22 protein-coding genes are annotated in these 24,539 nt (G+C 47.8%); 5 read left to right on the forward strand and 17 right to left on the reverse strand.

What is annotated here, in order from left to right:
* Positions 1-21 precede the first annotated feature (21 nt).
* The gene (locus V7D78_RS00450; RefSeq protein ID WP_333606449.1) at positions 22-1,203 is read left to right on the forward strand and encodes a helix-turn-helix transcriptional regulator; all 1,182 of its coding nucleotides are present in this window, start codon (positions 22-24) and stop codon (positions 1,201-1,203) included.
* 1 nt (position 1,204) lies between these two features.
* Here V7D78_RS00450 and trpS read toward each other — a convergent pair whose 3' ends face one another.
* Positions 1,205-2,209 (reverse strand): tryptophan--tRNA ligase, encoded by a 1,005-nt coding sequence (trpS, locus tag V7D78_RS00455; protein ID WP_333606450.1) that lies wholly within the window; start codon positions 2,207-2,209, stop codon positions 1,205-1,207.
* A gap of 58 nt (positions 2,210-2,267) precedes the next feature.
* Positions 2,268-2,942, reverse strand: a complete 675-nt coding sequence (gene rpe / locus V7D78_RS00460) for a ribulose-phosphate 3-epimerase (protein ID WP_333606451.1) — start codon at positions 2,940-2,942, stop codon at positions 2,268-2,270.
* 236 nt (positions 2,943-3,178) lie between these two features.
* Between rpe and V7D78_RS00465 the strand changes: the two genes are divergently transcribed.
* The 3 genes from V7D78_RS00465 (at position 3,179) to V7D78_RS00475 (ending at position 4,414) form a co-directional block, all read left to right on the forward strand.
* Complete coding sequence (locus V7D78_RS00465) at positions 3,179-3,862, forward strand: TorF family putative porin (protein ID WP_333606452.1); 684 nt, start codon at positions 3,179-3,181, stop codon at positions 3,860-3,862.
* Positions 3,863-3,971: 109 nt separating this feature from the next.
* On the forward strand, positions 3,972-4,220 hold the full coding sequence (locus tag V7D78_RS00470) for a hypothetical protein (protein ID WP_333606453.1): 249 nt from the start codon (positions 3,972-3,974) through the stop codon (positions 4,218-4,220).
* Positions 4,221-4,222: 2 nt separating this feature from the next.
* Positions 4,223-4,414: a DUF2970 domain-containing protein gene (locus V7D78_RS00475; protein ID WP_333606454.1), complete on the forward strand. Its 192-nt coding sequence runs from the start codon at positions 4,223-4,225 to the stop codon at positions 4,412-4,414.
* Here V7D78_RS00475 and V7D78_RS00480 read toward each other — a convergent pair.
* The 9 genes from V7D78_RS00480 to V7D78_RS00520 all read right to left on the reverse strand — a co-directional run bounded on the left by V7D78_RS00480 (position 4,359) and on the right by V7D78_RS00520 (position 13,171).
* Positions 4,359-5,237 (reverse strand): Dam family site-specific DNA-(adenine-N6)-methyltransferase, encoded by an 879-nt coding sequence (locus V7D78_RS00480; protein WP_333606455.1) that lies wholly within the window; start codon positions 5,235-5,237, stop codon positions 4,359-4,361. The genes V7D78_RS00475 and V7D78_RS00480 overlap by 56 nt on opposite strands.
* Positions 5,230-6,558 (reverse strand): SPOR domain-containing protein, encoded by a 1,329-nt coding sequence (locus V7D78_RS00485; RefSeq protein ID WP_333606456.1) that lies wholly within the window; start codon positions 6,556-6,558, stop codon positions 5,230-5,232. Before V7D78_RS00485 ends, V7D78_RS00480 begins: the two co-directional genes overlap by 8 nt.
* Entirely contained in the window at positions 6,558-7,616 is a 1,059-nt protein-coding gene (gene aroB, locus V7D78_RS00490; RefSeq protein WP_333606457.1) for a 3-dehydroquinate synthase, read from the reverse strand. The genes V7D78_RS00485 and aroB overlap by 1 nt, the downstream gene beginning before the upstream one ends.
* Before the next feature lie 22 nt (positions 7,617-7,638).
* Entirely contained in the window at positions 7,639-8,157 is a 519-nt protein-coding gene (gene aroK / locus V7D78_RS00495) for a shikimate kinase AroK (RefSeq protein ID WP_333606458.1), read from the reverse strand.
* Positions 8,158-8,314: 157 nt separating this feature from the next.
* Positions 8,315-10,378 carry a type IV pilus secretin PilQ gene (locus V7D78_RS00500; protein WP_333606459.1) on the reverse strand — a complete coding sequence of 688 codons (2,064 nt, stop codon included), beginning with the start codon at positions 10,376-10,378 and terminating at the stop codon, positions 8,315-8,317.
* A gap of 15 nt (positions 10,379-10,393) precedes the next feature.
* Positions 10,394-10,933: a pilus assembly protein PilP gene (locus V7D78_RS00505; protein WP_333606460.1), complete on the reverse strand. Its 540-nt coding sequence runs from the start codon at positions 10,931-10,933 to the stop codon at positions 10,394-10,396.
* Positions 10,930-11,526: a type 4a pilus biogenesis protein PilO gene (locus V7D78_RS00510; RefSeq protein WP_333606461.1), complete on the reverse strand. Its 597-nt coding sequence runs from the start codon at positions 11,524-11,526 to the stop codon at positions 10,930-10,932. The genes V7D78_RS00505 and V7D78_RS00510 overlap by 4 nt, the downstream gene beginning before the upstream one ends.
* Complete coding sequence (locus V7D78_RS00515) at positions 11,523-12,104, reverse strand: PilN domain-containing protein (RefSeq protein WP_333606462.1); 582 nt, start codon at positions 12,102-12,104, stop codon at positions 11,523-11,525. Before V7D78_RS00515 ends, V7D78_RS00510 begins: the two co-directional genes overlap by 4 nt.
* Positions 12,092-13,171: a pilus assembly protein PilM gene (locus tag V7D78_RS00520; RefSeq protein ID WP_333606463.1), complete on the reverse strand. Its 1,080-nt coding sequence runs from the start codon at positions 13,169-13,171 to the stop codon at positions 12,092-12,094. Before V7D78_RS00520 ends, V7D78_RS00515 begins: the two co-directional genes overlap by 13 nt.
* 201 nt (positions 13,172-13,372) lie before the next feature.
* Here V7D78_RS00520 and V7D78_RS00525 point away from each other — a divergent pair, with 201 nt between their 5' ends.
* Positions 13,373-15,949, forward strand: coding sequence for a penicillin-binding protein 1A (locus tag V7D78_RS00525; RefSeq protein ID WP_333606464.1), 2,577 nt, complete (start codon positions 13,373-13,375; stop codon positions 15,947-15,949).
* A gap of 68 nt (positions 15,950-16,017) precedes the next feature.
* Here the strand turns inward: V7D78_RS00525 and argH are convergent, their stop codons facing one another.
* From argH to V7D78_RS00555, 6 genes are all read right to left on the reverse strand, one after another.
* The gene (argH, locus tag V7D78_RS00530) at positions 16,018-17,409 is read right to left on the reverse strand and encodes an argininosuccinate lyase (RefSeq protein WP_333606465.1); all 1,392 of its coding nucleotides are present in this window, start codon (positions 17,407-17,409) and stop codon (positions 16,018-16,020) included.
* 5 nt (positions 17,410-17,414) lie between these two features.
* The gene (locus V7D78_RS00535) at positions 17,415-18,620 is read right to left on the reverse strand and encodes an argininosuccinate synthase (protein WP_333606466.1); all 1,206 of its coding nucleotides are present in this window, start codon (positions 18,618-18,620) and stop codon (positions 17,415-17,417) included.
* Between the two features lie 8 nt (positions 18,621-18,628).
* Entirely contained in the window at positions 18,629-19,543 is a 915-nt protein-coding gene (locus V7D78_RS00540; protein WP_333606467.1) for an ornithine carbamoyltransferase, read from the reverse strand.
* 58 nt (positions 19,544-19,601) lie between these two features.
* Positions 19,602-20,366: an acetylglutamate kinase gene (gene argB, locus V7D78_RS00545; RefSeq protein ID WP_333606468.1), complete on the reverse strand. Its 765-nt coding sequence runs from the start codon at positions 20,364-20,366 to the stop codon at positions 19,602-19,604.
* Positions 20,363-21,394, reverse strand: a complete 1,032-nt coding sequence (gene argC, locus V7D78_RS00550) for an N-acetyl-gamma-glutamyl-phosphate reductase (RefSeq protein ID WP_333606469.1) — start codon at positions 21,392-21,394, stop codon at positions 20,363-20,365. The genes argB and argC overlap by 4 nt, the downstream gene beginning before the upstream one ends.
* A gap of 142 nt (positions 21,395-21,536) precedes the next feature.
* The gene (locus V7D78_RS00555; RefSeq protein ID WP_333606470.1) at positions 21,537-24,476 is read right to left on the reverse strand and encodes a diguanylate cyclase; all 2,940 of its coding nucleotides are present in this window, start codon (positions 24,474-24,476) and stop codon (positions 21,537-21,539) included.
* Positions 24,477-24,539 lie beyond the last annotated feature (63 nt).

Genomic DNA, 24,539 nt, shown 5'->3' on the forward strand with positions numbered 1-24,539 from the left:
GGCCGCCATACCGTTAAAAACATGCCGGCGCAGCGCAACCATGTGATGGCGGCGTTTTTGCACTTGCTGGGGCCGGAGCACAGTGTGCGGTTGGTTGACCGCATAAACCGCCAGTTTAACCAGACCAAGCAGGTGGTGTTGTCCGACTTTAGCCGGACGGGTGGCTGCATTGAGCTGCGCTATCTGCCTGGAATAACACACAATACTGTGATTACCGAGCAGAACCTCGGCTGTTATGTCGGCACCCTGGAGTTATTTGGCTACCAAAAGGTACAAGGCAAAGTGCTGCAGGATCATCAGGCAGTTGATCTCAGCGGCGCAGGTTACAGCCGGTTACAGTTTCAGTTTCAGGGCGAAAGCCTGTGGCAGCGGCTGCGCTGGCTTGCAGGTTATACCCTGGCGGGCTTGTGCTGCCGCACTTACCTGAAAAGCCACCATGTGTTTCATCGTTATCACCGTGAGGTGATTGATGCCTTTCAGGCCGAGCTTAACCAAAAAGAGCAGGCGCTGGCACTAAACCAGCACTACTACCAGCAGCTGGTGAATGAGAACACACAGCGCAATAGCGAATTAGAGCGCCAGGTGGCAGAGCGCACGGCCAGTTTAACCAAAGAAATAAGCACCCGCCAGCAGCTGGTACAGCAACTCAGTGCTGAGTTGCACATTCCGCTTACTCTGATGCAGCAACAACTGCTGCAGTTACAGCAACACCCTGACGATGCAGCCAGTATCAGCAGCTGCAGCAAACAGCTCGCTCGCTCATTAAACCGCTTGCATGCGACTTTATTGCAATTACCGGATGTTCAGTTTCAACAGGATTTACTCGCCAGACCTGATAGCAGCGCTGCGCTTGCACAAGATTTACACTTTGATGAAAAACTACAACGGATGCTGCAACTGCATTACGCTAAAGCCGACTTTAATGTTAGCCAGCTAGCACAGTTACTAAGCTGCACCGAACGCACCCTGCACCGTAAAGCCCAGCAAAGCTGTGGCAAAAGCCCATCGGCACTATTAAGGGATTACCGGATAAACCAGGCTAAATTATTGCTGCAACATGGCAGCAGCATTAAAGATACCGCCCACTTAAGCGGCTTTAGCAGTGTGTCTTATTTTAGTGCCAGCTTTAAAAAAGCCGCCGGCATAACGCCGGCGGATTATCTGAAACAAGGCCAGCATGTTGTGGCCTCAACTGCACAATAACTTAAGGCAGTACAAAACCTACCGCATCATTTACTTTAGCCAGTGTTGCTGCCGCGCGGCTGCGGGCTTTTTCGGCACCAGCACGCATCACGCTTTGCAGCGTGGGTAAATCTGCCCGTAACTCGGTAAAGGACTTTTGCACCGGCTCCAGCAGGCTGATAACCGCATCAGCCACATCGCCTTTTAAATGGCCGTACATCTTGCCTTCGTACTCGGCTTCCAGCTCGGCCACCGCTTTACCGGTAACACCACTTAAGATACTCAGCAGATTGGCTACGCCAGGCTTGGCATCGATATCAAAGCGCACCCGTGGCGGGTCTTCAGAGTCTGTCATCGCCTTTTTAAACTTCTTGCTGATCATCTTTGGATCTTCAAGTAAACCGACGAAGTTCCACGGATTGTCATCCGATTTAGACATCTTCTTCGTCGGGTCTTGCAAGCTCATTACCCGGGCCGCGACCTGTGGAATATAAGGCTCAGGCACAGTAAAGATATCGCCATGTGCCGAATTAAAGCGCATCGCCACGTCACGGGCTAATTCTAAGTGTTGTTTTTGATCATGGCCGACCGGAATTTGGTTGGCCTGATACAGCAGAATATCAGCCGCCATTAATACCGGATAAGTGAATAAGCCAGCGTTAACGTTATTGTTATGGCGCTCTGACTTGTCTTTGAACTGCGTCATGCGGCCAAGCTCCCCAAACTGGGTATAGCAATTTAGTACCCAGGCTAACTGGCTGTGTTCAGGCACATGCGATTGCATAAATACGGCCGAACGCTTCGGGTCGATGCCACAGGCTAAATACAGCGCTAAACTATCCAGCGAGGCATTGCGTAGCGCCTGCGGATCCTGACGTACCGTGATAGCATGTAAATCAACAATACAGTACAAGCAATCGTAATCATCCTGCATTTGATCCCACTGGCGCAGGGCTCCCAGATAATTACCAATGGTCAGCTGTCCTGATGGCTGGGCGCCACTAAGTACTATGGGTTTACTGCTCATGCTGTATTCAATCCTGTGTCAGTCGTAAAAATGGAGGCTATTATACTGTTTATTTGCGTTAGCGCGACACCGCTGCAAGCTGTTGCCGCATCTTTGCAATGGTTTGCGCATAATCCGGACTGTTAAAAATAGCTGAACCGGCGACAAACATATCGGCACCTGCCGCTGCAATATCGGCAATATTATCGACGGTAACACCACCGTCAATCTCCAACCGGATAGGCCGGCCACTTTGCTGAATGATTTGACGGGCAGCGGCCAGTTTATCTAAGGTTGCCGGGATAAATTTCTGACCGCCAAACCCCGGATTCACTGACATCAGTAATACTACATCCACTTTATCCAGCACATAGTCCAGATAACTCAGTGGTGTTGCCGGATTAAACACTAAACCCGCCTGACAGCCGTGGCTTTTAACCAGTTGTAAACTGCGGTCAATATGGCGCGAAGCTTCCGGGTGAAAGGTAATAATGCTGGCCCCCGCTTCAGCAAATTGCGGGACCAGGCTATCTACCGGCTCCACCATCAAATGCACATCTATTGGCGCGGTAATGCCATAGTCACGCAAGGCTTTACATACCATTGGTCCCATTGTCAGGTTAGGCACATAATGGTTATCCATCACATCAAAGTGCACCACATCGGCACCTGCAGCCAGAACTTTGGCAACATCATCACCTAAACGGGCAAAATCAGCCGATAAAATCGAAGGAGCAATTAAAAATGGTGACATGACTAAGTTCCTGACAAGCTAAAACGCAGACTTTACTGAATTCACCAGCAAATTGCACGTGATACCCACCAGCTACCCTTTGCACAAAAACCAAGCAATCACGCACCAGCACAGCGCAAACATAGGTATATCAGTAGCGCCAAATTATTATAAGCCTCTGTTTTATATTAACTTAAACCCATGGCATGCATCTTGGAATAGTTAGCCAAGGGAACTCACATAAAAAGGTAATAAAAATGACAAAACACACAACTCAACACACCCGGGTAGCCAGCGCACTGTTACTGGCATTGGCAGGCAGCAGTTTTAGTCTGGCAGCCGTTGAACTTAGCGGCGACATTACCTTCACCTCAGATTATGTCTTCAGAGGTATTTCACAAACGGAAGAAGCGCCTGCCATACAGGGCGGACTAACCCTGAGCAATGAATCAGGCTTTTACGTTTCAGTATGGGGCTCTAGTGTTGATTTTGGTGGTCAGGGAACCCTTGAATTGGATGTTTTGCTAGGCTGGAGTGGTGATATCGCAGAGGGTTGGTCCGCTGATGTCGGTATAATGCGCTACGGTTACCCGAATACTGAATTTGCCGGCTCAAATTTCTGGGAATTGTATGGCTCAGTATCCTATGCAGATTTTACATTGGGATTAGCTTATAGCGATGATTACTATGGCAATAGTGGTAGTTACATCTATGCCTATGCTGGCTACAGCTATGCCATTAGCGACGCTTTGACAGTGGATTTTCATATTGGTCAAAACGAGTTTCGTGATGACAGCTCTGCCAGTTATCTGGATTATGGCGTGAGCCTGAGTACCGAGCTGCTAGGGGCGGGCTTAGCGCTGGCCTATATCGGCACTGACATCAAAGACTGCAATTTATGTGATAGCCGGGTGGTTTTTAGTGTCAGTAAAAGCTTTTAAGGGCAGATCCATTGTTAGCCTTTAACGTATACTAAATAATCAACTTGAGACAACGCCGAAAATAAAGTATTATTAGCGGCGTTGATTTAATACGTTAACAGGGATTTACATGAAAATAACCCATATTGGTAAGCTGGCGATTGCTGCTGTCATACTTGTACTGGTTGGCATGGTCTGGCAGCTGGATGCTGCGGCATCTTGTAATCGTGGTCAGGACCAGGCTGCACACTGTCAAACATCACTGCAACAAAGCTGGGCTAATTGGTTTGCCGGCAAAAGCCGCTCCACTCAGTTTCATTTTGTTGATTTTCTTGAATTACTTAATCGCCTTAATCCAACTAAGCCGGTCAAATCCTGAGCATGGCCAACAAGCCTGGTTGGCGCCAGGTACTAAAAGCAGTGTTGGGCGCCTTTATTGGTGTGCAATCTGAGCAGCAGCGACAGCAAGATTTTAACGCTTCCAGTCCTGCCCCGTTTATTATTGCCGGCCTGATCATTACCCTGTTTTTTGTACTGTTGCTGTTGTTAACCGTGCGGCTGGTACTGGCTTAGCCGGATAACTGGCAAACAACTCTGCAACTTTAGCCCGTGTCGCTCCCTGCTGACTAATTGAGCGCCCTACCTGCATAGACGTTAATTTAGCCTGATGGTAAATTTGCCGGGTCCAGGTCGTATCATGATTGCTGATCAACACATTAATGCCCCGTTGTTGCGCCTGCTCCGCTAAAATGGCTAATTGCGCCTGATCATCCAGGCTAAAACCCTGCTTTGCATAACCGGTGAAACTGGCTGTTTTGCTCAAGGGCACATAAGGCGGATCACAATACACCGTACTTCCCGCTTCAGCTGCAGCAAAAGCCTGCTGATAGCTGACGCAACGAAATACCGCGCGCTGCGCTTTCTCAGCAAAAAAATGCAGCTCTGCTTCCGGAAAGTAAGGTTTTTTATAACGGCCAAAAGGCACATTAAACTTACCGGATAAATTATATCGGCACAGACCATTGTAACCATGCCGGTTTAAGTACAAAAACAATAACGCCCGCTGATACTGATCAGTGCACTGATTAAATTCATCCCTTAAGCGCAGATAACTATCGCGTTGATTGCTGCTCTCAACAAAAAACGTCCGCGCATCAGCTATGAAATGCTCACTCTGCTGCTGTAAAATCTGATACAGGTGAATCAAGTCAGCGTTAATATCATACAGTTGATACTGCGAGTAATCGGTGTTTAAAAACACTGAGCCAGCACCCACAAAGGGCTCAACCAGCGTATCTGTCGCTACTAAGTGCTGTCGAAGTGAGTCTACCAGGCTATATTTACCACCTGCCCATTTTAAAAAAGCCCGATGCTTTTTGTTTACAGCCTTAGTCATGCTGTTGCCCTTGCTGCTCGCGGAGCCGTTGTAAGGCTTTGATTTCCTGCTGCACCGGGCGCAGGCTTTTGGCAAAGGGGCCTGCGGCCTGTAATCTGGCTGGCAAGGTTGCAATTAGACTCAGCGCTGCCGAACTATCAGCCTGTAATTCAGATAGTAATACCCACTGCAGCTTACCCTGCCAACTGCGTTGATAGCGATAGAATATCAGCCCCGGGTATTGCTGTTCAAAGCGCTCTACTGCGGCAAGATCAGATAATACCGCAAACTGTAACGCGACCATGCTGGCAGATGCCGCCAGTAACATCGCCTCATCTGCAGGCCACTCGGGTTCACTCTGAGTCTGAATCAGTTCATGACTTTCATCTGTGCTGTCAGTCAGTTCTGGTGCCAGCACAGGCTGCTCAGGCTCGATAGCAAGGGTTTCCGCTAAAGGAAGCGGCTCTGTCAAGTTGCCGGGAAACTCATTGCTGGCGGCCGATTGCTCTTTGAAGGGCTCTGCTTGCTGCTCATCGTCAGCAGGAACTGTTGGTTCTTCGATTATTTGCGTTAGCGTCGTGTCAGGCTGTTGCGGCTTAGCAGTATGTTGATTTGGCACTGCAGACCCTAACGTCTGCTTGTCGTTATCAGTTTGCCACCAGTACCAACTACTGCTAATCAACAGCAACAGCAAGGCTAAACCTGGTAGTAAGTATTGCCATGGCAATGCTGGTTTCACGCTTGAACGCTGTGCCGATGCCGCTGGTGGGTCGAGCAGCAGGCGAATATTGCCTTGTGCCGCGGCTAACCTGCTGGCGAGGGTCAGTGGATCTAACTGCTCCTGTTGCAGCAACTGCTGAGCATCCGCCAGGGTTAATGGGTTAATCGTCAAATTAAGCTGAGCACTGGCTAGCGGCGATTCACAAAAGCAACACAGCGATACCGGTAAACCAAGTAACCATTGTTGCTCGGTTTCTGGAAATTGCTGAAAGTTGTCTACTAATAAGACTAAAGGTTGGTCTGCAGCAGTCAGATGATGCAGCGCTTGTTCAAAATCAACATGGCTGGCCTGATTCGCTCCGAGCCACTGAGTCAGCAGCTGTTGCTCCAGCTCTGCTCTTCCCTGCACAGCACTTATTAACGCCACATTATGCTCAGCGGAAAACACTTCAGCGAGAACCAGCGCTAAGGTCGTTTTACCACTGCCAATAGTACCTAATATTGCAAACCGTTTTAAATCGTTAAAGGTCAGTTGAAACAGCAGACGTTGCAGCAACTCTTGCTGTGTCGGCAAAAGATGTGCAAAGTCCGCTAAAGAGTGAGCAAAATGTTTTAGCTGCATCAGTCGAATACCGCAAATAGTTCCTGCTCAGTGACATCTGACACAATGCGTGTTGCGCCAAGCTTTGTCGGCAGTATAAAGCGCATTTGGCCATTTTTAACTTTTTTATCGGTTTTCATATAAGGCATAAAGTCGCTGATCTTCATACCCTCTGGTGCTGTGATGGGCAAGCCAAAACTACTAATTAAGCGTTGTGTTAAGGCCAGTTCATCAGTAGAAATCCAGCTTCTGGTAAATGCCAGCCGCGCAGCCATCATCATACCTGCTGCCACCGCTTCACCATGTAACCATTTGCCATAGCCGATAAAGGCTTCAATAGCATGACCAAACGTATGGCCTAAATTAAGTAAAGCGCGCTCACCTTGTTCGGTTTCATCACGACTAACGATATCTGCTTTCATCTGGCAGCAATGTCTTATCATTTCGGCTAATATCTCAGGCTGCTGCTGGTTAATGGCATCAGTGTTCTGCAGTAACCAGTGGCAAAAAGCTGCATCGCCCAACAGACCGTATTTAACGACTTCTGCCATGCCTGCCGCAAATTCACGTGCCGGTAATGTTTGCAGTACTTGAGTATTGATGATCACCTGCTCTGGCTGCTTAAAGGCACCTATCATGTTTTTGCCAAGCGGATGATTGACCGCCGTTTTCCCGCCAACAGAAGAATCTACCTGTGATAACAAAGTTGTCGGGCATTGCACAAAACGTACGCCACGTTGAAAACACGCTGCTACAAAACCCGTTAAATCGCCAATGACGCCCCCGCCCAGTGCTACCAGCACCAGATCACGTGACAAACCCTCTGTCATTAAGTAACTGAGTACCTGCTCGAATGATGCCAGGGTTTTATAAGCCTCGCCATCGGGCACTAAAAAGTGCCGTGGTTTAGCTGCAGGAAATAAGGCTTGTACACTGTCAAGATAGCGTTCAGCAACGACAGGGTTGGAAATAATTACCACTTGCTGCGCAGCGGCCAGTGTCGGCAAAGCCGCCGTGAAACTATCCGCAATGTGAATGGGGTAGCTGCGCTCGCCAAGTTGTACATCAACTTTCTGCATTGCAGCACTCCTGAAACAGTGGTTAAAAACCTATTTGATTGATGATCTGATTGGCCACAGCACGGGCACTTTGTTCATCCGTACGCACGGTAAAATCGGCAATTTCCTCATACAGTGGATTGCGCTCTGCTGCCAGACGCTCAAGTACTTCACGAGGTGCTTCTTCAGTTTGCAGTAACGGGCGACGCTTATCACGCTGGGTACGGGCTACTTGCTTTTCGATAGGGGTTTCCAGATATACCACTATGCCACGTGCAGATAACCGGTTACGGGTTTCTTTACTCAACACAGAGCCACCACCGGTAGCCAGCACTATACCTTGCAGCTCGGTTAGATCCTGGATAACGCCTTCTTCGCGCACCCGAAAGCCTTCCTCGCCTTCCAAATCGAATACCCAGGCAATATCAGCGCCAGTACGGCGTTCTATTTCCTGATCCGAATCGAAGAAATCAAGGTGAAGCATGTCTGCTAAATGACGTCCAATCGTGCTTTTACCAGCACCCATTGGGCCAACAAGGAAGATATTACGTTTTTCTGCCATAAGTCGTATTGCTAAATCAGCTAACTCAATGAAAAGTTGAATTGAAGGACCAAAAGGCTCCCGCGAAAAATTAAAGCGCTGAATTATGTCAGCAATGGCCTTTCATTGGCAAGATAAATCTGCAGGGACAACTAAGGTTGTCCCTGCAGATTACTGATTACAGACCTTCAGTCAAAATACGCGGGGTAACAAAAATCAGTAGTTCATTCTTTTCATTAACATCGCGGGTTGAACGGAATAAGGCGCCTACGTAAGGAATATCACCAAACAACGGTACCTTAGACACAGTCGACAGGATTTGCTGTTGGTAGATACCACCCAGTACGATGGTTTCACCATTATCAACCAGCACTTGCGTCATAATTTGCTGAGTATCAATGGCCGTTGCCGGGCCTGTAGGGGTTTGTACTGTCTCACCACGGGTATTTTGAGTAATTACCAGGTCCAATATGATTTTATTGTCCGGGGTAATTTGCGGCGTAACGGTTAAGCTTAACACCGCTTTTTTGAACTCAACGGTAGTGGCACCACTAGACGCCGCCTGTACATAAGGAATTTCAACACCCTGCTCAATACGCGCTTCTTTTTGGTTAGAAGTAGTAATACGCGGGCTGGCAATAATTTCACCTTTATTTTCCTGCTCCAGCGCAGACAGCTCTAAATCTAACAAGGTACCATCAGCAAGACGAGCCACATGGAAAGCAATACTACCGGCCGGGTTCTGAATAGGCAGGTTTACATTCCAACGGTCATTCAGCGCAGGGAAGTTACCAGTAGAGACGGTATTAGCACCCGGTGCATTACCAGATACACCACGATTACCACCACTAGTGCTTTGCTGGTCACTGAAACCCCAGCGAATACCCAACTCATCAGTCACACTGTCACGAACCGTAACCATACGAGATTCAATTAACACCTGACGCACAGGGATATCAAGTCTTTCGATTAAACGGCGAACACTTTCAATGTTACGCGCCGTATCTTTGATCAGAATGGTATTAGTACGCTCATCCACCACGACACTACCGCGGCTTGATAACAGTGTTGCGTCACGATTTCCAAGCAGGCCCGCTAAATCACCCGCTTTGGCATAGTTAATAGTCAAAAAATCGGAGAACAAGGGTTCTAGCTGCTCAACATTTAGTTTAGCCTCCAGCTCACGGGCTTCACGCGCTGCCAGTTCTTCAGTGGGTGCGACCATGAGAATGTTGCCATCCATCCGCTTGTCCAGGCCTTTTACCCGCAACACTATATCCAATGCTTGGTCCCATGGCGTACCATCAAGCCGCAGCGTGATATTGCCGGTAACAGAATCACTGGTAACTAAGTTAAAACCGTTATAGTCGGCGATAATCTGCAGTACAGTCCGGATAGAAATATCTTGAAAATTCAATGAGATAGGGCGACCCTTATACTCGCGTCCACCACCTAAAATACTGCGATTAGTAGTGTCGCGTTCAATATTCAGCGTAAAGATGTTATCAATCTGCTGGTAGGTGTAGGTGAATTCAGCAGTGGTATCAATCACCAATCTTGCTGAGGCGCCTTCTTTAAAAGTCTCGATGCTTTTAACAATGGTACCAAAGTCCATTACGTCTAACTGATATAACAGCTCATCTAAAATATCAGTGTTATGGAATTCGACTTCCAATTTACCCAAGCGCTCAGCCACATCGATAGCCGCGGTATTTTCACGTAAAAATACTAATACGCGACCTTCGCCCTTTTCACCGCGACGAAAATCAATCGCTTGCAAACGGTTAATATACGTTGGCGTAACATCTGCAGCCTGACCAATCTGACCCGCTGTCGGGTTATCAGAGATGTGCATGTAGAACACATTTCCACGCACCCTGGTGCGGTAAATCTTCAGATAATCCAGGTAGATAACTGATTTGAAGCCATCGCCTACAAATTCAGACTTAACCCTTTTCACGCCCGCTTTATCAATCAGTACTTCTTCCAGTTTTTCTTCGTAGTCAGAGTTATCAAAAAATAACTCTATACGGGCAGGTTCGTTAAATACCTGAATACTGGGGTCAGTGTATAAATCTTCATCGAAAATAAATTCGATTTCAGTTTCGCCTGTTAATAAGGGGTTATAGCGTACATCATATAACAGAGGTACTGCTGTGGCAGGCAAGGCCACCAATAACGCGAGCAAACCTAAGGTTGTGCCGGTAATTCCAGAGGCTATTTTTTTGATTATTTTATCCATGATATACTCACACACCTATCGATTACTTGCCACTGCTGCTGCATCAACCATTTGAATCATGGTCGTTCTTTCTTTCCAGCAACCTGCCCCGTCCGGGATTAACTCTAATAATTCCACATGCGTAGGTTCAACACTGATCACCCGGCCGTGAAATAAGCCTACATAGTTATTCAGTGTAACCCTGTGCAGGGTTCGATCCGACGCTTCTATCAACGCCCAGATATTACCGGTATCACCTAAAGTTCCGCGCATCCGTAAGTTATCCAGAGCATATTTTTCTAGTGGCTCTTTACGGCGACGTGGATCCGGATGCAGACAGTCCTGCACTTGCAAGAAACGATCCTGAACTGCTTCTGGTCTGGGTTCAGAGAATGGGCTGCGACTATTTTGCGAGCCATAAGCGATATGCACAAATTCCTTGACCTCAGGTAAAGGTTCTACCCTTGGTCGGGTATTTGCTTTAACTGAATCCATATGGTCCTGAATTTCACTTAGATCATCAAAACAGCCTGTAAGTATTAAACTGGCTGAGACGACAAACAACCACTTTCTCATTGTGCCGTCTCCTTATAACGATAAGTTTTCGCTACTACGTTAAAGCGCAACCGTTCATTACGTTCCATTTGAATAGTAAAATCGTGCAGACTGACAATACGTGGTAGTTTGGCCACTTCACTGACGAAGTTACCAAATTGATGGTAGTCGCCTACTACATCGATCTTAATCGGTAGCTCGGTGTAAAACTCTTTTTCAATTTCCGGCTCCCAGTTAATCCGCAAGAACGTCAAACCGCTGGTAGTACCCACATAAGTAATATCATCCAGCAAGCCGGGCGTTTCATGAGTTGTTGGCAGCTGTTTCAATAAAAATGAAAAGGTATTTTCCATTTCTACCATTTGCTGTTTATACAAATCGAGGTTAACGGCTGATGCATAGCGCGCACTGAACGTTTGTTTTAACTCTGCTTCCTTAGCTTTGGCTGCAGTAAGCTCATCTATTTTGCTATCTATAAACAAGAAATAGGTCAGTGTAGAAACAAGTATGGCAACGATTACACCAAAGGCAACTTTTACCACAACAGGCCAGGAGCCCATGTTCTCCAGGTCAAGATCGTTCAGATCAATGTCTGATAAATTGAAATTTTTCATTGTGTTCCACCCTGTGCAGTAGCATCCTGCAGAGCTTCGTAACCTTCCACCTGAAGGTGCATTTTAAAGTTACTTAATAAACGGGTTTGATCCTGACCGGCTTCAATAAACTCTAATAAAGGCGCTGACAATAATGCAGAATCATCTGCATCACGGAGCATAGTTGAGAGTCGGTTATTTGACTCACTTTTGCCAATCAGCAGCAAGGCATTACCTTTTTTCTCTAATTGCGTCAAATAAACGCCAGAAGGAACGATGGAGGCTATTTCTGACATAATTTGAGTACCCAGATTCCGGCTACCCTGTAACTGCTCAATTAACGTCATACGTTGTTGTAAACTACGTTTAGTTTCATTGAGTGTTCTGATCTCTGCAATGCGCTGATCCAGAACCCGGATTTCGTTTTCTAAGTACCGATTTTTCTGGTACTGGCCTTCGATGCGAGCACCATAGACCATGTTAATCAGGAAAAACGCTAAAAAACTCACCACGGCAGTAGCAGCAAGCAGCGTAACATATTGTTGTTGTTTTTCTTTTCTAGCCGCTTCACGCCACGGCAATAAGTTTATATATGCCATGCTGAAAAACTCCGTAAAGCCAAACCACTGGCAACCATTAATTGCGATGCTTGTTTATTCAATTGCTCGCGGTCTACTGAAGTTGCTACTTCCATCGTTTTAAACGGATTAGCGACTACAGTATGAATACCCAATTCATCTATTAATAAGCGATCTATGCCTTCAATTAATGCGGTTCCACCAGACACCACTAAGTAATCTACAGCATCTTTACCACTGCTAGTCAGATACATCTGGATACCACGACGGATTTGTTGCAGTAACATGGTTTGAAAAGGTGCTAATACCTCAAAGGTATAGTTAGGTGGTAAATCACCGGTAACCTTAGCCAGCTCTGCTTCATCATAGGTTTTATTGTAGTAGGACAAAATGCTGCGGGTGTATTGCTCACCGCCAAACACCTGATCCCGGGTATATAAGGTTTTGCCTTTCTCGACGATACTTAATAGCGTCATGGTGGCACCAATATCTACCATGGCCACTACTTTAGAAGAAGCATCATCAGGCAACTGCTTTAAACACAGGCTGGCAGCACGACTTAAAGCATAACTTTCGACATCAATCACTTTAGCAACAAAACCGCTGCTATCTAATGCGGCCACTCTTGCTTCAACACTTTCGGTTCGTGCTGCACTGAGTAACACATTTACCTTAGACGGATCAGATTCATTAACGTCTAGCTTCTCAAAATCAAGGCTGACTTCATTAAGTGGATATGGGATCAGTGTATCGGCTTCAACCTCTATCTGACTTTCAAGTTCAGCATCGGTTAAGGACACATCCATAAAAATGACTTTACTGATCACCGTAGATCCAGATACTGCAGCAGCAGCATGTTTTATAGACCTAGGGATCTTTTTACGGATCTTACTGAGCACATTACCAACAGCTTCAATGTCCTGGATCTCACGATCAGACATTGCGCCCTTGGCCATGGGTTCGACGGCAAAGGCTTCCACCTTATACTGGTTGCCGTGCTGACTGAGCAGCACAGCTTTAACTGAATGGGCTCCGATGTCGATGCCCACCATCATAGGGGTTTGCTTACTGAACAGGCGATTTATCATAGCTTCCTGCGGCCGTGTTAACGTTATGATTATTATTATCGTATTCTTAGCGCAGACACCGTTTTTTAGCAAGAAAAAGCGTTTAATCTACTGCCAATAAATATATACTAGCAGCGTTGTAAAGGAATTGGGAGTAAAAATTGGGGTTATTCAGTGTCTTGGGTTAAAAAACTTTTATTGCTGCTGTTAGTTGGATCCCTATTGTCGATCCTTTCAGTACTTGGCATGTACTTTTATGTGCGAAGTGAACTGCCAGATGTAGCCACCTTGAAGGAAGTTAAACTGCAAACGCCTATGCAGGTATTTACTTATGACGGGGAGTTAATATCGCAATTTGGTGAAAAGCGCCGTATTCCGCTAAAACTGGATGAGATGCCCCCTTTGCTGATCCAAGCGTTCTTAGCCATTGAAGATACTCGCTTTTATGACCACCCCGGCATCGATATTATTGGAATTATGCGTGCGGCTACGGTCGTTATTAGCTCTGGTGAAGCGACCCAGGGAGCCAGTACCATTACTCAGCAACTTGCCCGCAATTTCTTTTTAACGCGTGAAAAAAAGATCATGCGCAAGATCAAAGAGATCTTTTTAGCCATCCATATTGAGCAGTTGCTGAGCAAAGATGAAATTCTCGAACTGTATTTAAATAAAATTGAGTTGGGCCACCGCTCCTTTGGTGTCGGTGCCGCCGCGCAGGTTTATTTTGGCAAAACGGTACATGACTTATCAGTAGATGAAATGGCGATTATCGCCGGCTTACCACAAGCCCCCTCAGTATTAAATCCGGTTCGCTCTGCCAGTAATGCCAGGGTAAGGCGCAATATTGTGCTTGGCCGTATGTTGGCTACAGGTGTTATTGACCAAGCAACTTATCAACAAGCTGTAGCTGCTCCGGTTATCAGCCGCCGCCATGGAGCTCAGATTACCGCGACAGCACCCTATATTGCAGAGATGGTCCGCCAGGAAATGGTTAATCGCTATGGCGAAGAGGTGGCTTATTCTGAAGGTTTTCGCGTCTACACTACGGTAAATAGCCAACACCAGCTGGCCGCAATGCAAGCCTTACAGCAAAATCTGTATAACTATGATGAACGCCATGGTTATCGGGGCCCTGTTGCCTTGCTCTGGCAGCATCTAGAACAGGCAGAGCCGGCCAGTGAAACAGAATCAGAAGCGCCGCAATATGATCTGGATATGATCAATGCCTACCTTAATCAGCAACAGTCTATCGAAGATCTGATCCCTGCAGTTGTCCTGAGCGTGCAGGAACAACAAGCACAGGTGTTAGCCCGCGGCGGTAACGAGCTGACATTAGAGTGGGATGGCTTAAAATGGGCCAGAGCTTTTATTAATGATGAACGCCAGGGTCCTGCCCCACGCAATGCAGCGGCCATTTTGCAGCCTGGAATGCATATTCTTATTCGCCAGCAAGATGACAACTGGCGGCTAAGCCAGGTACCCGCTGCCAGCAGTGCCCTGGTGGCAATTGATCCACAAGATGGAGCTATCAGGGCCTTGGTTGGTGGATACAGTTTTAGCCAAAGCCAGTTTAATCGGGTGACTCAGGCTAAACGTCAAGCAGGATCTACCATTAAGCCGTTTATTTACTCTGCAGCGCTAGAGCAAGATTTTACACTGGCTACTATTATGAATGATGCGCCCATCCATCAATGGGACAGCAATGCCGGAATTGCCTGGCGGCCACGCAATTCACCCGCCGTCTATGATGGTCCTATCCGGATCCGTGAAGCCTTGGCAAAATCTAAAAATGTAGTATCAATACGTTTATTAAGAGGTGTGGGCATTGATAATACAATCAATCACCTGCAAAAATTTGGTTTTGCCCCTTCAGATTTACCCCGCAATGAAACCTTAGCGTTAGGCTCTGCTTCGGTCACCCCGCTGGAATTAGTCACAGGATTTGCAGTGTTTGCTAATGGCGGCTATCTGGTGCAGCCCTATGTCATTGAGCGGGTAGTCAATGAGCAAGCTGAAGTTATTTTTCAACATCAGCCTTTACTGGCTTGCCCGCAATGCGAGCTTGATGAATTAGCTGAGCAAGCCGCTAACAGCAAGGTTGCAGCGGATACAAACACGGATTTAGACCCTGAGCAGCAATTAGCGGCGTTATTTAATGATGTTGCTGCTCCTGTTGATGCGGATGCAGATGCAAATGAACCCAAGATAACACGTGCACCACGCGTCATCTCTGAGCAAAATGCCTTTTTGATCAGTGATGCACTTAAGAGCAGTGTATGGGGTGGCGGTAACTGGAGCCGTGGTACTGGTTGGAATGGTACCGCTTGGCGCTTACAAAGCTTAAAGCGACGCGATTTATCGGGTAAAACTGGTACCACTAATGATTCAAAAGACACCTGGTTTACGGGTTTCACCCCTACTCTGGCCGTCACCAGTTGGGTTGGTTTTGATGATGCCAATCGCAGTTTAGGCACGGCGACCCGCAATACGAATTATGGTGTAGAACAAAGCGCCGGTACTGAAGCGGGTGCTCGTACTGCCTTACCCGCCTGGCAGAGCTTTATGGCACAGGTATTAAAAGACTACCCCGAGCAAGCCAGCTCGCCACCTATGGGTATTTCATCAGTACGCATAGATTTAGAGTCAGGTTTACTTACCCGTCAGGCGGATCACACTAGCAGCTTTGAGTTTTTTAAGCTGGGTACTGAGCCAGCGCAATATGCCAGCAGCACCTTACCGCAATTGCGCTTTGATGCAGATAAACCTCAAGACAAAGAAGAAGTCGATTTGTTTGAGTAACTGGCGTAGGGTCTAACATTTAGTATTGAGGGCAATGTTGCCCTCAATACCATTCATGCTCTGCGTAATTACGAACTCTTCGTCTGCAACTCAAGCCATTGCTTAGCCGCTATAAAGGCTTGCGCTACTTGATGCGGTGCAGTGCCGCCCAGCGCCTGACGTTTTGCTAAACCTGCCTCTATCGTCAGCGCGGCAAACACAACCTCAGTAATAAGCGGGCATATCTGCTGAAACTGCGCCAAAGTCAATGCCTCTAGCGGCTTTTGCTGGGCTGAGGCAGCTAACACCAATTCACCTGCTAACTCATGCGCATCGCGAAAAGCAACACCTTTGGCGACCAGATAATCCGCCAGGTCTGTGGCATTGCTATACCCCAACTCGGCCGCTAAGCGACACTGCGCTTCATTGACGGTTAAGTGCGGTAACACTGTGGCCAGTACCCGCAAACTTTGCTGCCAACTGGCCATCAAATCAAAAAAGCCCTGTTTGTCTTCCTGCATATCTTTGTTATAGGCCAGCGGTAAGCCTTTGAGGACATGCAAAATGGCCACTAAATGCCCCAATACCCGGCCGGTTTTACCGCGCAGTAACTCAAACACGTCCGGGTTTTTCTTTTGTGGCATTAAAGATGAGCCGCTACTGATAGCATCACCCAGTTTAAAAAAGCCGGCTTCGCCTGAGCAGAAAAAAATCACATCTTCTGATAATCGCGATAAATGTGTCATACATAAACTGGCTGCAGCAGATAACTCAACCACATAGTCTCTGTCTGACACGGCATCCAGACTGTTTAGTGCGGCCTGCGCAAAGCCAAGCTGTTGCGCCAGCAACTGGCGGTCAATCGCCACCCCAGTCCCAGCAAGGGCGCCACAGCCCAGTGGACAGACATCCAACCGCTTTAACGCATCATCTAAACGCCCCAGATCGCGCTTAAACATCTCAACATAGGCCAGCGCCCAGTGTGCCACTAACACCGGTTGAGCCCGCTGCAAATGGGTAAAGCCTGGCATTACAGCACTGCCCGCACGCTCAGCAAAGGCTAATAGCGCTGCTATTGCCCCCAGTAAACTGGCACGAACCTGCTGACTGCTTAACCTTGTCCATAAACGTAAGTCAGTTGCCACCAAATCATTGCGGCTGCGACCGGTATGTAGTTTTTTGGCGACATTGCCCAGTGTCGTGGTGAGCTGCGCTTCAACCCAGCTGTGAATATCTTCTTCCTGCGTTTGCAGCGGCAATTTTGGATCAGCTTTAATGGCAATAGCTAAGTCAGCTAAACCAGCATCTAACTGCTGTGCTTCTGTCTGGTTGATAATACCCGCTTGCAATAACCCTGCAGCCCAGGCTCTTGAGGCTGCAATATCTTGCAAGGCTAACTGATAGTCAAAGCTTAGCGAATCATTAAAATCGCGAAACTCAGCCAATGTCGCTTCGGTAAAACGACCTCCCCACATAGCCATAATGCTTAATCCTTTTGCGCGTGTAAGGCACGAATGCGGCTTGCCAGACTGTATAACCGGATAAAGCCTTCCGCATCTTTCTGGTTGTACACTTCATCCCCCTCAAAAGTCGCAAAGGCTTCTGAATAAAGGCTATTTGGCGAGCGGCGTTTTGCTACTGTGACATTCCCTTTGTACAGCTTAATCACCACATCACCGGTCAGTTGTTGCGCCAGCGAGGTCGCAGCGGCCAGTAAAGCGTCTTTTAATGGCGTAAACCAGCGACCATCGTATACCAGCTGCGCAAACTCCTGACCGACCTCTTCGCGGTATTTTAGCGAAGTACGATCATAAACCAAGGCCTCCAGGCCCTTTAGTGCAGCCAGCAGAATAGTGCCGCCCGGGGTTTCATAACAACCTCGGGACTTCATGCCCACTAAACGGTTTTCCACTATATCAATACGGCCAACACCATGCTCTGAACCAATTTCATTCAAGAGTTCAATGGCTGCAACGCCGCCCATGGCCTTACCGTTAATCTTGCTCAGCTCACCCGCTTCGAAGCTCAGCTCTATATATGCCGCTTGATCGGGGGCTTGTTCTGGGGATTTAGTCCACATCCAGATTTGCTCTGAGGGTTCATTCCATGGGTTTTCAATTTCGCCACCTTCATGCGAAATATGCCACAGGTTAGCATCCCGGCTATAAATTTTAGTGGCAGAGGCGGTAGTAGGTATTTGTTTCTTCGCTAAATAATCCAAAAGCGATTGCCGGGAATTGAATTCCCACTCACGCCAGGGGGCTATCACTTTTAACTGTGGTGCCAGCGCCGCGAAAGCGCCCTCAAATCTGACTTGATCATTACCTTTACCGGTACAACCATGACACAGCGCATCAGCGCCCAACTCTAAAGCTAATTTTACTTGAGCACGGGCAATGACAGGGCGCGCCATAGAAGTGCCCAGCAAATACTGACCTTCGTACACGGCACCGGTTTTAAGTGTCGGAAAAATCACTTCCTGCACCAGTTCTTCACGTAAATCCACCACATAACAGCTGCTGGCACCCGATTTAATGGCTTTTTCTTCAACGCCAGCCAACTCTTCATCACCCTGGCCGACATTCGCAACAAAGGCAATGACTTCACAGTCGTAATTATCTTTTAGCCAAGGCACTATGGCAGAGGTATCTAAGCCACCGGAATACGCCAACACCACTTTTTTAATACTCATCTTTCACCTCAACTAAATAAACTGACTAATACGGCGTTTTGCGCGTGCATGCGATTTTCGGCCTGCTGTAATACTAAGGAATAACTGCTGTCGAGCACTTCGGAAGTCACTTCCTGCCCACGGTGCGCAGGTAAACAATGCATAAAATGTTTAACACCCAAACGTTGCATCACTGCGGTATTAATTTGATAGGGCGAAAATAATTGCTCTATTAAAGCCGGATCAGCCCGGGTGCCCATCGACAACCAGGTATCGGTGTACAAGGCATCGGCACCGGCTGCTGACGATAAATGCTGACTTAACCTAAGGTTGGCACCACTTTTTTCTGCCAGTCCCTGCGCTTTCAGTAACACATGTGCATCCGGCCCAAAACCTTGAGGCGTGACCACGGTTAAATCCATACCCAGAATAGCAGCGCCGAGCATTAAGGAATGACAAACATTATTGCCATCACCAACAAAGGCCAGATGCACCTTGCTCAAATCACCAAACTGTTCTTTTAACGTCAGTAAATCGGCGAGCGCCTGACAGGGATGATATAAATCACTCAGCGCATTAATCACCGGCTTTTTACTGCTCAGTGCCAGCTGGACCAGTGTTTTTTGCGAGTAAACCCGCGCCACTATGGCATCTGTCCAACACGCCAGATTACTGCCAAAGTCTTCGACAGATTCGCGCACACCCAAAGCACCATTTTGCTGATCAAGATAAACACTATGGCCACCGAGCTTATTGATGCCGACATCAAAACTGACCCGGGTTCGCAGTGAAGGCTTTTCAAATAACAGCGCTATACTGCGACCTTTCAGCGCATGCTGATAGGTCTCAGGTGATTGTTTGATGTGTAGCGCCAATTCAAGCAGCGCAGATAATTGTGATTGATCCAGTTCAGCCAGACAGAGCAGCTGGGTTAATTTACTCATAAAACACGCGTATCCGCTAAGCGGTATCCTTATTTAAAGCGCCCGCTGACGCTTTGGGTTAGTAAAGAATACAGGTGCCCACGGGCTTATCCTGCATCAGGTTGATTAAATCTTCCGGGTGCTGCCAACCGGCGACAACGATATTGCTTTTAAGCACAGCTGCCGTATCTAAAGCAGCATCCAATTTTACTTTCATGCCACCTTTAATAATGCCCTGCTCCACCAGTTTGGCAGCATCAGCCGGGCTTAGCTGCGCAATCAACTGCATCTGCCCATCTAAAATACCGGGTACATCAGTCAGCAAAACCAACTGGCCTTTAACCAACTGGCAAATGGCTGCCGCAGCCAAATCAGCATTTACATTCAGTAACTGCCCATCCGCTGCAATTCCAATAGAGCTAAACACCGGGGTAAAACCCTGAGCCAGCAATACCTCTAACAATGCTGGATCGGCTGGTTTAGCAATACCCACCGCACCCAGGCGCTGATTAACGGTAAACTGACAAGCGCCACCGGCAGACAAATTTAGGCCCACCGGTTTTAAACCGGCCAGCATAGCGCGGCTGACCATTTCGGCATTAACGGCACCCGCTAAAGCGCCAGTGATCACCGGCATCTGCTCTGCAGGCGACACCCGCTGGCCATCAATTTTTTCGGTGTTAAAACCAAATTTCGCTAACCACTGATCAACCTGATCGCCACCGCCATGCACCAGAATTACTGGCCGCTGGGTTTTGATACTGGCGCAAACCGTTAGCAAAGCATCCAGTGCGGCTCTATCTTGTAATAAGCGGCCGCCCATTTTTAAAACGACAGGTTTCATACCACAGCTCCTGGTAACAGACCTGAGGTTTCAGGTTTACCAAAACGCACGTTAGCCGCTTGCATCGCCTGTGCGGCGGCGCCTTTTAATAAATTATCTATGGCCGACATGATCACCAGCTGCTCACCATCCTGCTGCCAGTACAAGTCACAAAATGGCGTACCGGCAACATCCGCCACATTAGGTGATGTCTTGCTAAAACGGATTAACGGCTTACCCTGATAAGCACTGGCAAAGGCCGCATCTACCTGGGCATTGGATACCCCGGCTTTTAAATTGACGACACAGGTGGCCAGAATACCGCGTTTAAAGTTACCTAAATGCGGGGTAAACACCACTTTTCGCCCCAGCGTCTGCTCGATTTCTGGCCGATGGCGGTGCTTAAAAAACCCATAGGCATTTAAGCCTACTTCGCAAAAAGAGGTACTCAAGCTGGCTTTACGCCCCGCGCCTGACACACCGCTGGTGGCGCTGATCACAGGAATACAGTCATCAAGCACTAAACCCGCCCTGAGCACCGGTAGCAGCGCTAACGCGCAGGCAGTAGGGTAACAACCCGGTACCGCCACCAATTCCCCCAGTGGCTTATCAATCCACTCCATTAACGAATAGACAGCCTGGGATAACAACTCAGGGTGCTGATGGCTATAGCCATAATACTCTGGGTATAACTCAGGTTGCTTCAAACGAAAAGCACCAGATAAATCAAAAACCTTAATGCCTTTTGCCAAGAGTTTAGGGGCGATAGCTTCACTGGCTTCATGTGGTAGTGCTAAAAAAGCTACGGCAACGTCTAAATCGGCAAGCCGCTGGTCTTGCCAGGGTTCAACCAGTATATCAACCTGTGCAGCTAACCGAGGATAAAGGCTGGACAAAGGTTCACTGTCACGACCGCCGGAGGCAAAAGCATAACTAAGTTCAAAATACGGATTTTGAGTTAACAGTGCACACAATTCAGCACCGCTGTAACCTGCGGCCCCCAGTACTGCACTACGAATTTTGTCCGGTAAAATAGATGAAACAGACATGACACTCTCTCGATTTAAAACGGTAGCTACAACATATAGCATAAAACAGCCGCTAGTGTAGACTGGCCATTAGTCGCAATCAAGAATTATTATGCTGTTTTTATGAATTTTTATTTACTTTGACGATCGAGGTAGTTGCGATTCAATCAATCACCACTAAGCGGTTTCGGCCTGTGTGCTTAGCTTGGTATAATGCTTTGTCAGCCTGTTGTAACAGTTGTTCACTATCTTGCATACCGACATTGGCAGCCAGACCGATACTAATAGTTAATTGCAAACCCTGTGCAATATCTTCACAGTCAGTGTGTTGAATAATTAACCGTAATCGCTCACAGACTTCGCTGGCGGCCGTCAAATCAGTATTGGGCATTAGCATGACAAACTCTTCACCGCCCCACCGCGCCAGATGATCAATATTACGACTATGTAATTTAAATTGCAGCGCCACCCGCTTTAACACTTCATCACCAATAGTATGTGACCATTGATCATTGACCCGTTTAAAGTGGTCTATATCCAGCAAGGCTAAACACAGAGTAGACCCTGAACGTTGCGCCCGGTTAAACTCTAATTGCAAGGCTTCATCAAAAGCCCGCCGGTTAGCCATACCTGTCAGTACATCCTGGCGGGCTAATTGCTGCAATTCAGCGGTTTGCTCGGCTACCAGCTGTTTTAGTTTAAGCTCACTGCGCTGTAATGCCGCCAGACGCCAACGTACCGCTAAAAACAATATACTGGCTAAAACCAGTAGCAGGAACAGCTGAAAACCCAGCCGCTGCCAAATAAAGGGGGCAATACTAATCTGTATCGCTGTATCAAGCTCGCTCCACTGGCCATCTGGGTAACGGGCTGCCACTCTGAACAGATAATCACCAGGACCTAAGTTGGTATACTCCGCATATACCTGATTGCCGCGTTTAACCCAGTCCAGATCAAAACCCTCGAGTTTGGTACGGTACTGAATGCGATGTGGCATAACGTAGCCCAGGCCCACATAACGTAATTCCAGTCGATTAACACCCGCAGCAAGCTGATAGTGTTGCTGCGGCACCTGCAACTGACCGTTGACTAATAAAGCTTCCATCACCACTGGCGGTTGCATTGCCAAAATAGAGGACAGGTGATCGGGATTGACTACACTGACACCGCGCGACGTCGCAATCCAGACAGTACCATCATGATGCAATGCCGCAGCCGGATTAGAGCCACCATTGGCCTGCGCACTGGCCATACCATCACTTTCGCCATAGAGTTCAAACTCAACCTGCTGACGCTGGCCGCGCACGACTTCAAGTGCCTGCTGCCGACTGAAACGCAGCACGCCACGGTTAGTACTCAGCCAAAAATAACCATGCTGGTCCTGAACCAGCTGAAACAATTTATCAAAAGGAATACCTTGCTGGCGGCCGATGATAGTTAAATCACCGCTGTGCAAATCCAACGCCACCAGCCCCCGATCAGTAGGCAACCAAAGAAGACCGGCATCTTTATCTTCTAAAAAACCAAAAGCGTATTCGGCATCGTCCAGTTGATTCAGTGGCAAGGTTTGCAAGTGTTCGCCCAGGGTAAATGCTACACCCTCGCCAGTGCCGAAAAACAGGCTGCTTTCTGCTGTTTTATGTAGCGCCATACTGAATATTGACGGCAAGCCATGCTCGGTAGTTAATGTCTTTTGCGCCACACCTCTTGCATCCATTAAGGTGGCGCCCTGCGCAGTGGCCAGCCAGAGTGCCCCGTCTGACAAGGGAAGCATGGCTCTGATTTCATTCGCGGCCAGACCTTGCCCTACCCGGTAATGGCGTAACACTTTCAGTTCAGGGGTTAATTGCAATTGCATAGCACCATCTGAGTAAGTGCCGACCCACAATGTATTATTAAGACCTTGTGCCAGGCTAAGGACTGACTGCCCTATACTGACTTCACTTAAATCCAGACGTCGCCATTCCTTATCGCACCGCTGGTTTAAGCCACGACTGGACCCTACATAAAGACAGCCATCGGCATGAGACAGCACCGTCCGCACAAAATTATCCGCTAAGCCATGCTGTGTCTGATAAGTGGTAAAAGGGGCATCGCGTAATCTGAATACGCCACCATTAGTGCCGACCCACAAGCTGTTTTCGCGGTCCAGCAGTAAATCCAACACCCTGTTATTGGGTAAGCCTTCAGCCTGCCCCAGCTGATCCCACTGGCCATCACTATAACGCAACAAACCACGATCGACCGTGCCTATCCAAATTAGGTCTTGTTGTAACAAGATGGCGGTTACCGGTACTTCTGTCAGAAACTCAGTTAAGTGCTGTGTGTCAGGATCATATTGAAACAAGCCACGTTCAGTACCAATTAATAACTGACCATTATCGCGCTCAGCCAGTGCAAAAATTCGGGCTTGATTAATTTCGGGAAAATTCAGCGGTACCAGTTTGTCTTGCAGTACATACACTAGTCCAGCGCCGGTCCCCACCCAAATGCGACCAGCTTCGTCTTCCAGCAAACTGTAAACTGCATCAAAAGGTAAACCATCTGCCTGTGACCAATGCCGCCTTTGTTGATCCGGCCCCAATCGATATAAACCACCACCTTCTGTACCAATCCACAGTTGTTGCTGAGAATCTGCCAACAGGCGATTTATTAAAGTTCCTATGGATTGTTTAGCATGCCATTGCTGAGCCGTCACTCTGGCGAGGCCTCCCCGTGAGCCACCCACCCATAAATGCCCCTCGCTGTCATGATGTAAGGCTCGAATGCCTGAATCTGGTAAACCGGTCTCGGGGCTGCGATCAAACACGATAAATTCGCGACCATTATAGCGAGCTACACCTTCCCAGGTAGCAAACCAGATATAACCATCAGCCGTTTGCGCTATGGCATTAACAGTGTTATGCGGCAACCCATGCACTTTGCTCCAGCTTTCAGTAAAGTAATCGGCGAGCGGCTTTTGAGGCGAAGGAGGCGGCACAGTATGCTTAGATGCTGGAGTAGTATGCTCAGCAGTAATATCTGCAGTTACCGCAGGCGAGACAGGCAGTAAAAATAAACTTAACGCTATTAAGATTTGTTGCCATTTACTGCCAACTGGCATTCATACAACCCTGTATCATGAATGACGATAGGTTAAAGATTACCGGATGCCTGGCTGCTTTAC

The sequence above is a fragment of the Arsukibacterium sp. genome, from assembly GCF_036735525.1.
In the GTDB taxonomy this organism is placed as follows: Bacteria; Pseudomonadota; Gammaproteobacteria; order Enterobacterales; family Alteromonadaceae; genus Alishewanella.

Coding starts and splice junctions, on each gene's coding strand:
- V7D78_RS00450 (WP_333606449.1), top strand. CDS start 22: ATGCCGGCGCAGCGCAACCATGTGATGGCGGCGTTTTTGCACTTGCTG.
- trpS (WP_333606450.1), bottom strand. CDS start 2,209: ATGAGCAGTAAACCCATAGTACTTAGTGGCGCCCAGCCATCAGGACAG.
- rpe (WP_333606451.1), bottom strand. CDS start 2,942: ATGTCACCATTTTTAATTGCTCCTTCGATTTTATCGGCTGATTTTGCC.
- V7D78_RS00465 (WP_333606452.1), top strand. CDS start 3,179: ATGACAAAACACACAACTCAACACACCCGGGTAGCCAGCGCACTGTTA.
- V7D78_RS00470 (WP_333606453.1), top strand. CDS start 3,972: ATGAAAATAACCCATATTGGTAAGCTGGCGATTGCTGCTGTCATACTT.
- V7D78_RS00475 (WP_333606454.1), top strand. CDS start 4,223: ATGGCCAACAAGCCTGGTTGGCGCCAGGTACTAAAAGCAGTGTTGGGC.
- V7D78_RS00480 (WP_333606455.1), bottom strand. CDS start 5,237: ATGACTAAGGCTGTAAACAAAAAGCATCGGGCTTTTTTAAAATGGGCA.
- V7D78_RS00485 (WP_333606456.1), bottom strand. CDS start 6,558: ATGCAGCTAAAACATTTTGCTCACTCTTTAGCGGACTTTGCACATCTT.
- aroB (WP_333606457.1), bottom strand. CDS start 7,616: ATGCAGAAAGTTGATGTACAACTTGGCGAGCGCAGCTACCCCATTCAC.
- aroK (WP_333606458.1), bottom strand. CDS start 8,157: ATGGCAGAAAAACGTAATATCTTCCTTGTTGGCCCAATGGGTGCTGGT.
- V7D78_RS00500 (WP_333606459.1), bottom strand. CDS start 10,378: ATGGATAAAATAATCAAAAAAATAGCCTCTGGAATTACCGGCACAACC.
- V7D78_RS00505 (WP_333606460.1), bottom strand. CDS start 10,933: ATGAGAAAGTGGTTGTTTGTCGTCTCAGCCAGTTTAATACTTACAGGC.
- V7D78_RS00510 (WP_333606461.1), bottom strand. CDS start 11,526: ATGAAAAATTTCAATTTATCAGACATTGATCTGAACGATCTTGACCTG.
- V7D78_RS00515 (WP_333606462.1), bottom strand. CDS start 12,104: ATGGCATATATAAACTTATTGCCGTGGCGTGAAGCGGCTAGAAAAGAA.
- V7D78_RS00520 (WP_333606463.1), bottom strand. CDS start 13,171: ATGATAAATCGCCTGTTCAGTAAGCAAACCCCTATGATGGTGGGCATC.
- argH (WP_333606465.1), bottom strand. CDS start 17,409: ATGGCTATGTGGGGAGGTCGTTTTACCGAAGCGACATTGGCTGAGTTT.
- V7D78_RS00535 (WP_333606466.1), bottom strand. CDS start 18,620: ATGAGTATTAAAAAAGTGGTGTTGGCGTATTCCGGTGGCTTAGATACC.
- V7D78_RS00540 (WP_333606467.1), bottom strand. CDS start 19,543: ATGAGTAAATTAACCCAGCTGCTCTGTCTGGCTGAACTGGATCAATCA.
- argB (WP_333606468.1), bottom strand. CDS start 20,366: ATGAAACCTGTCGTTTTAAAAATGGGCGGCCGCTTATTACAAGATAGA.
- argC (WP_333606469.1), bottom strand. CDS start 21,394: ATGTCTGTTTCATCTATTTTACCGGACAAAATTCGTAGTGCAGTACTG.
- V7D78_RS00555 (WP_333606470.1), bottom strand. CDS start 24,476: ATGCCAGTTGGCAGTAAATGGCAACAAATCTTAATAGCGTTAAGTTTA.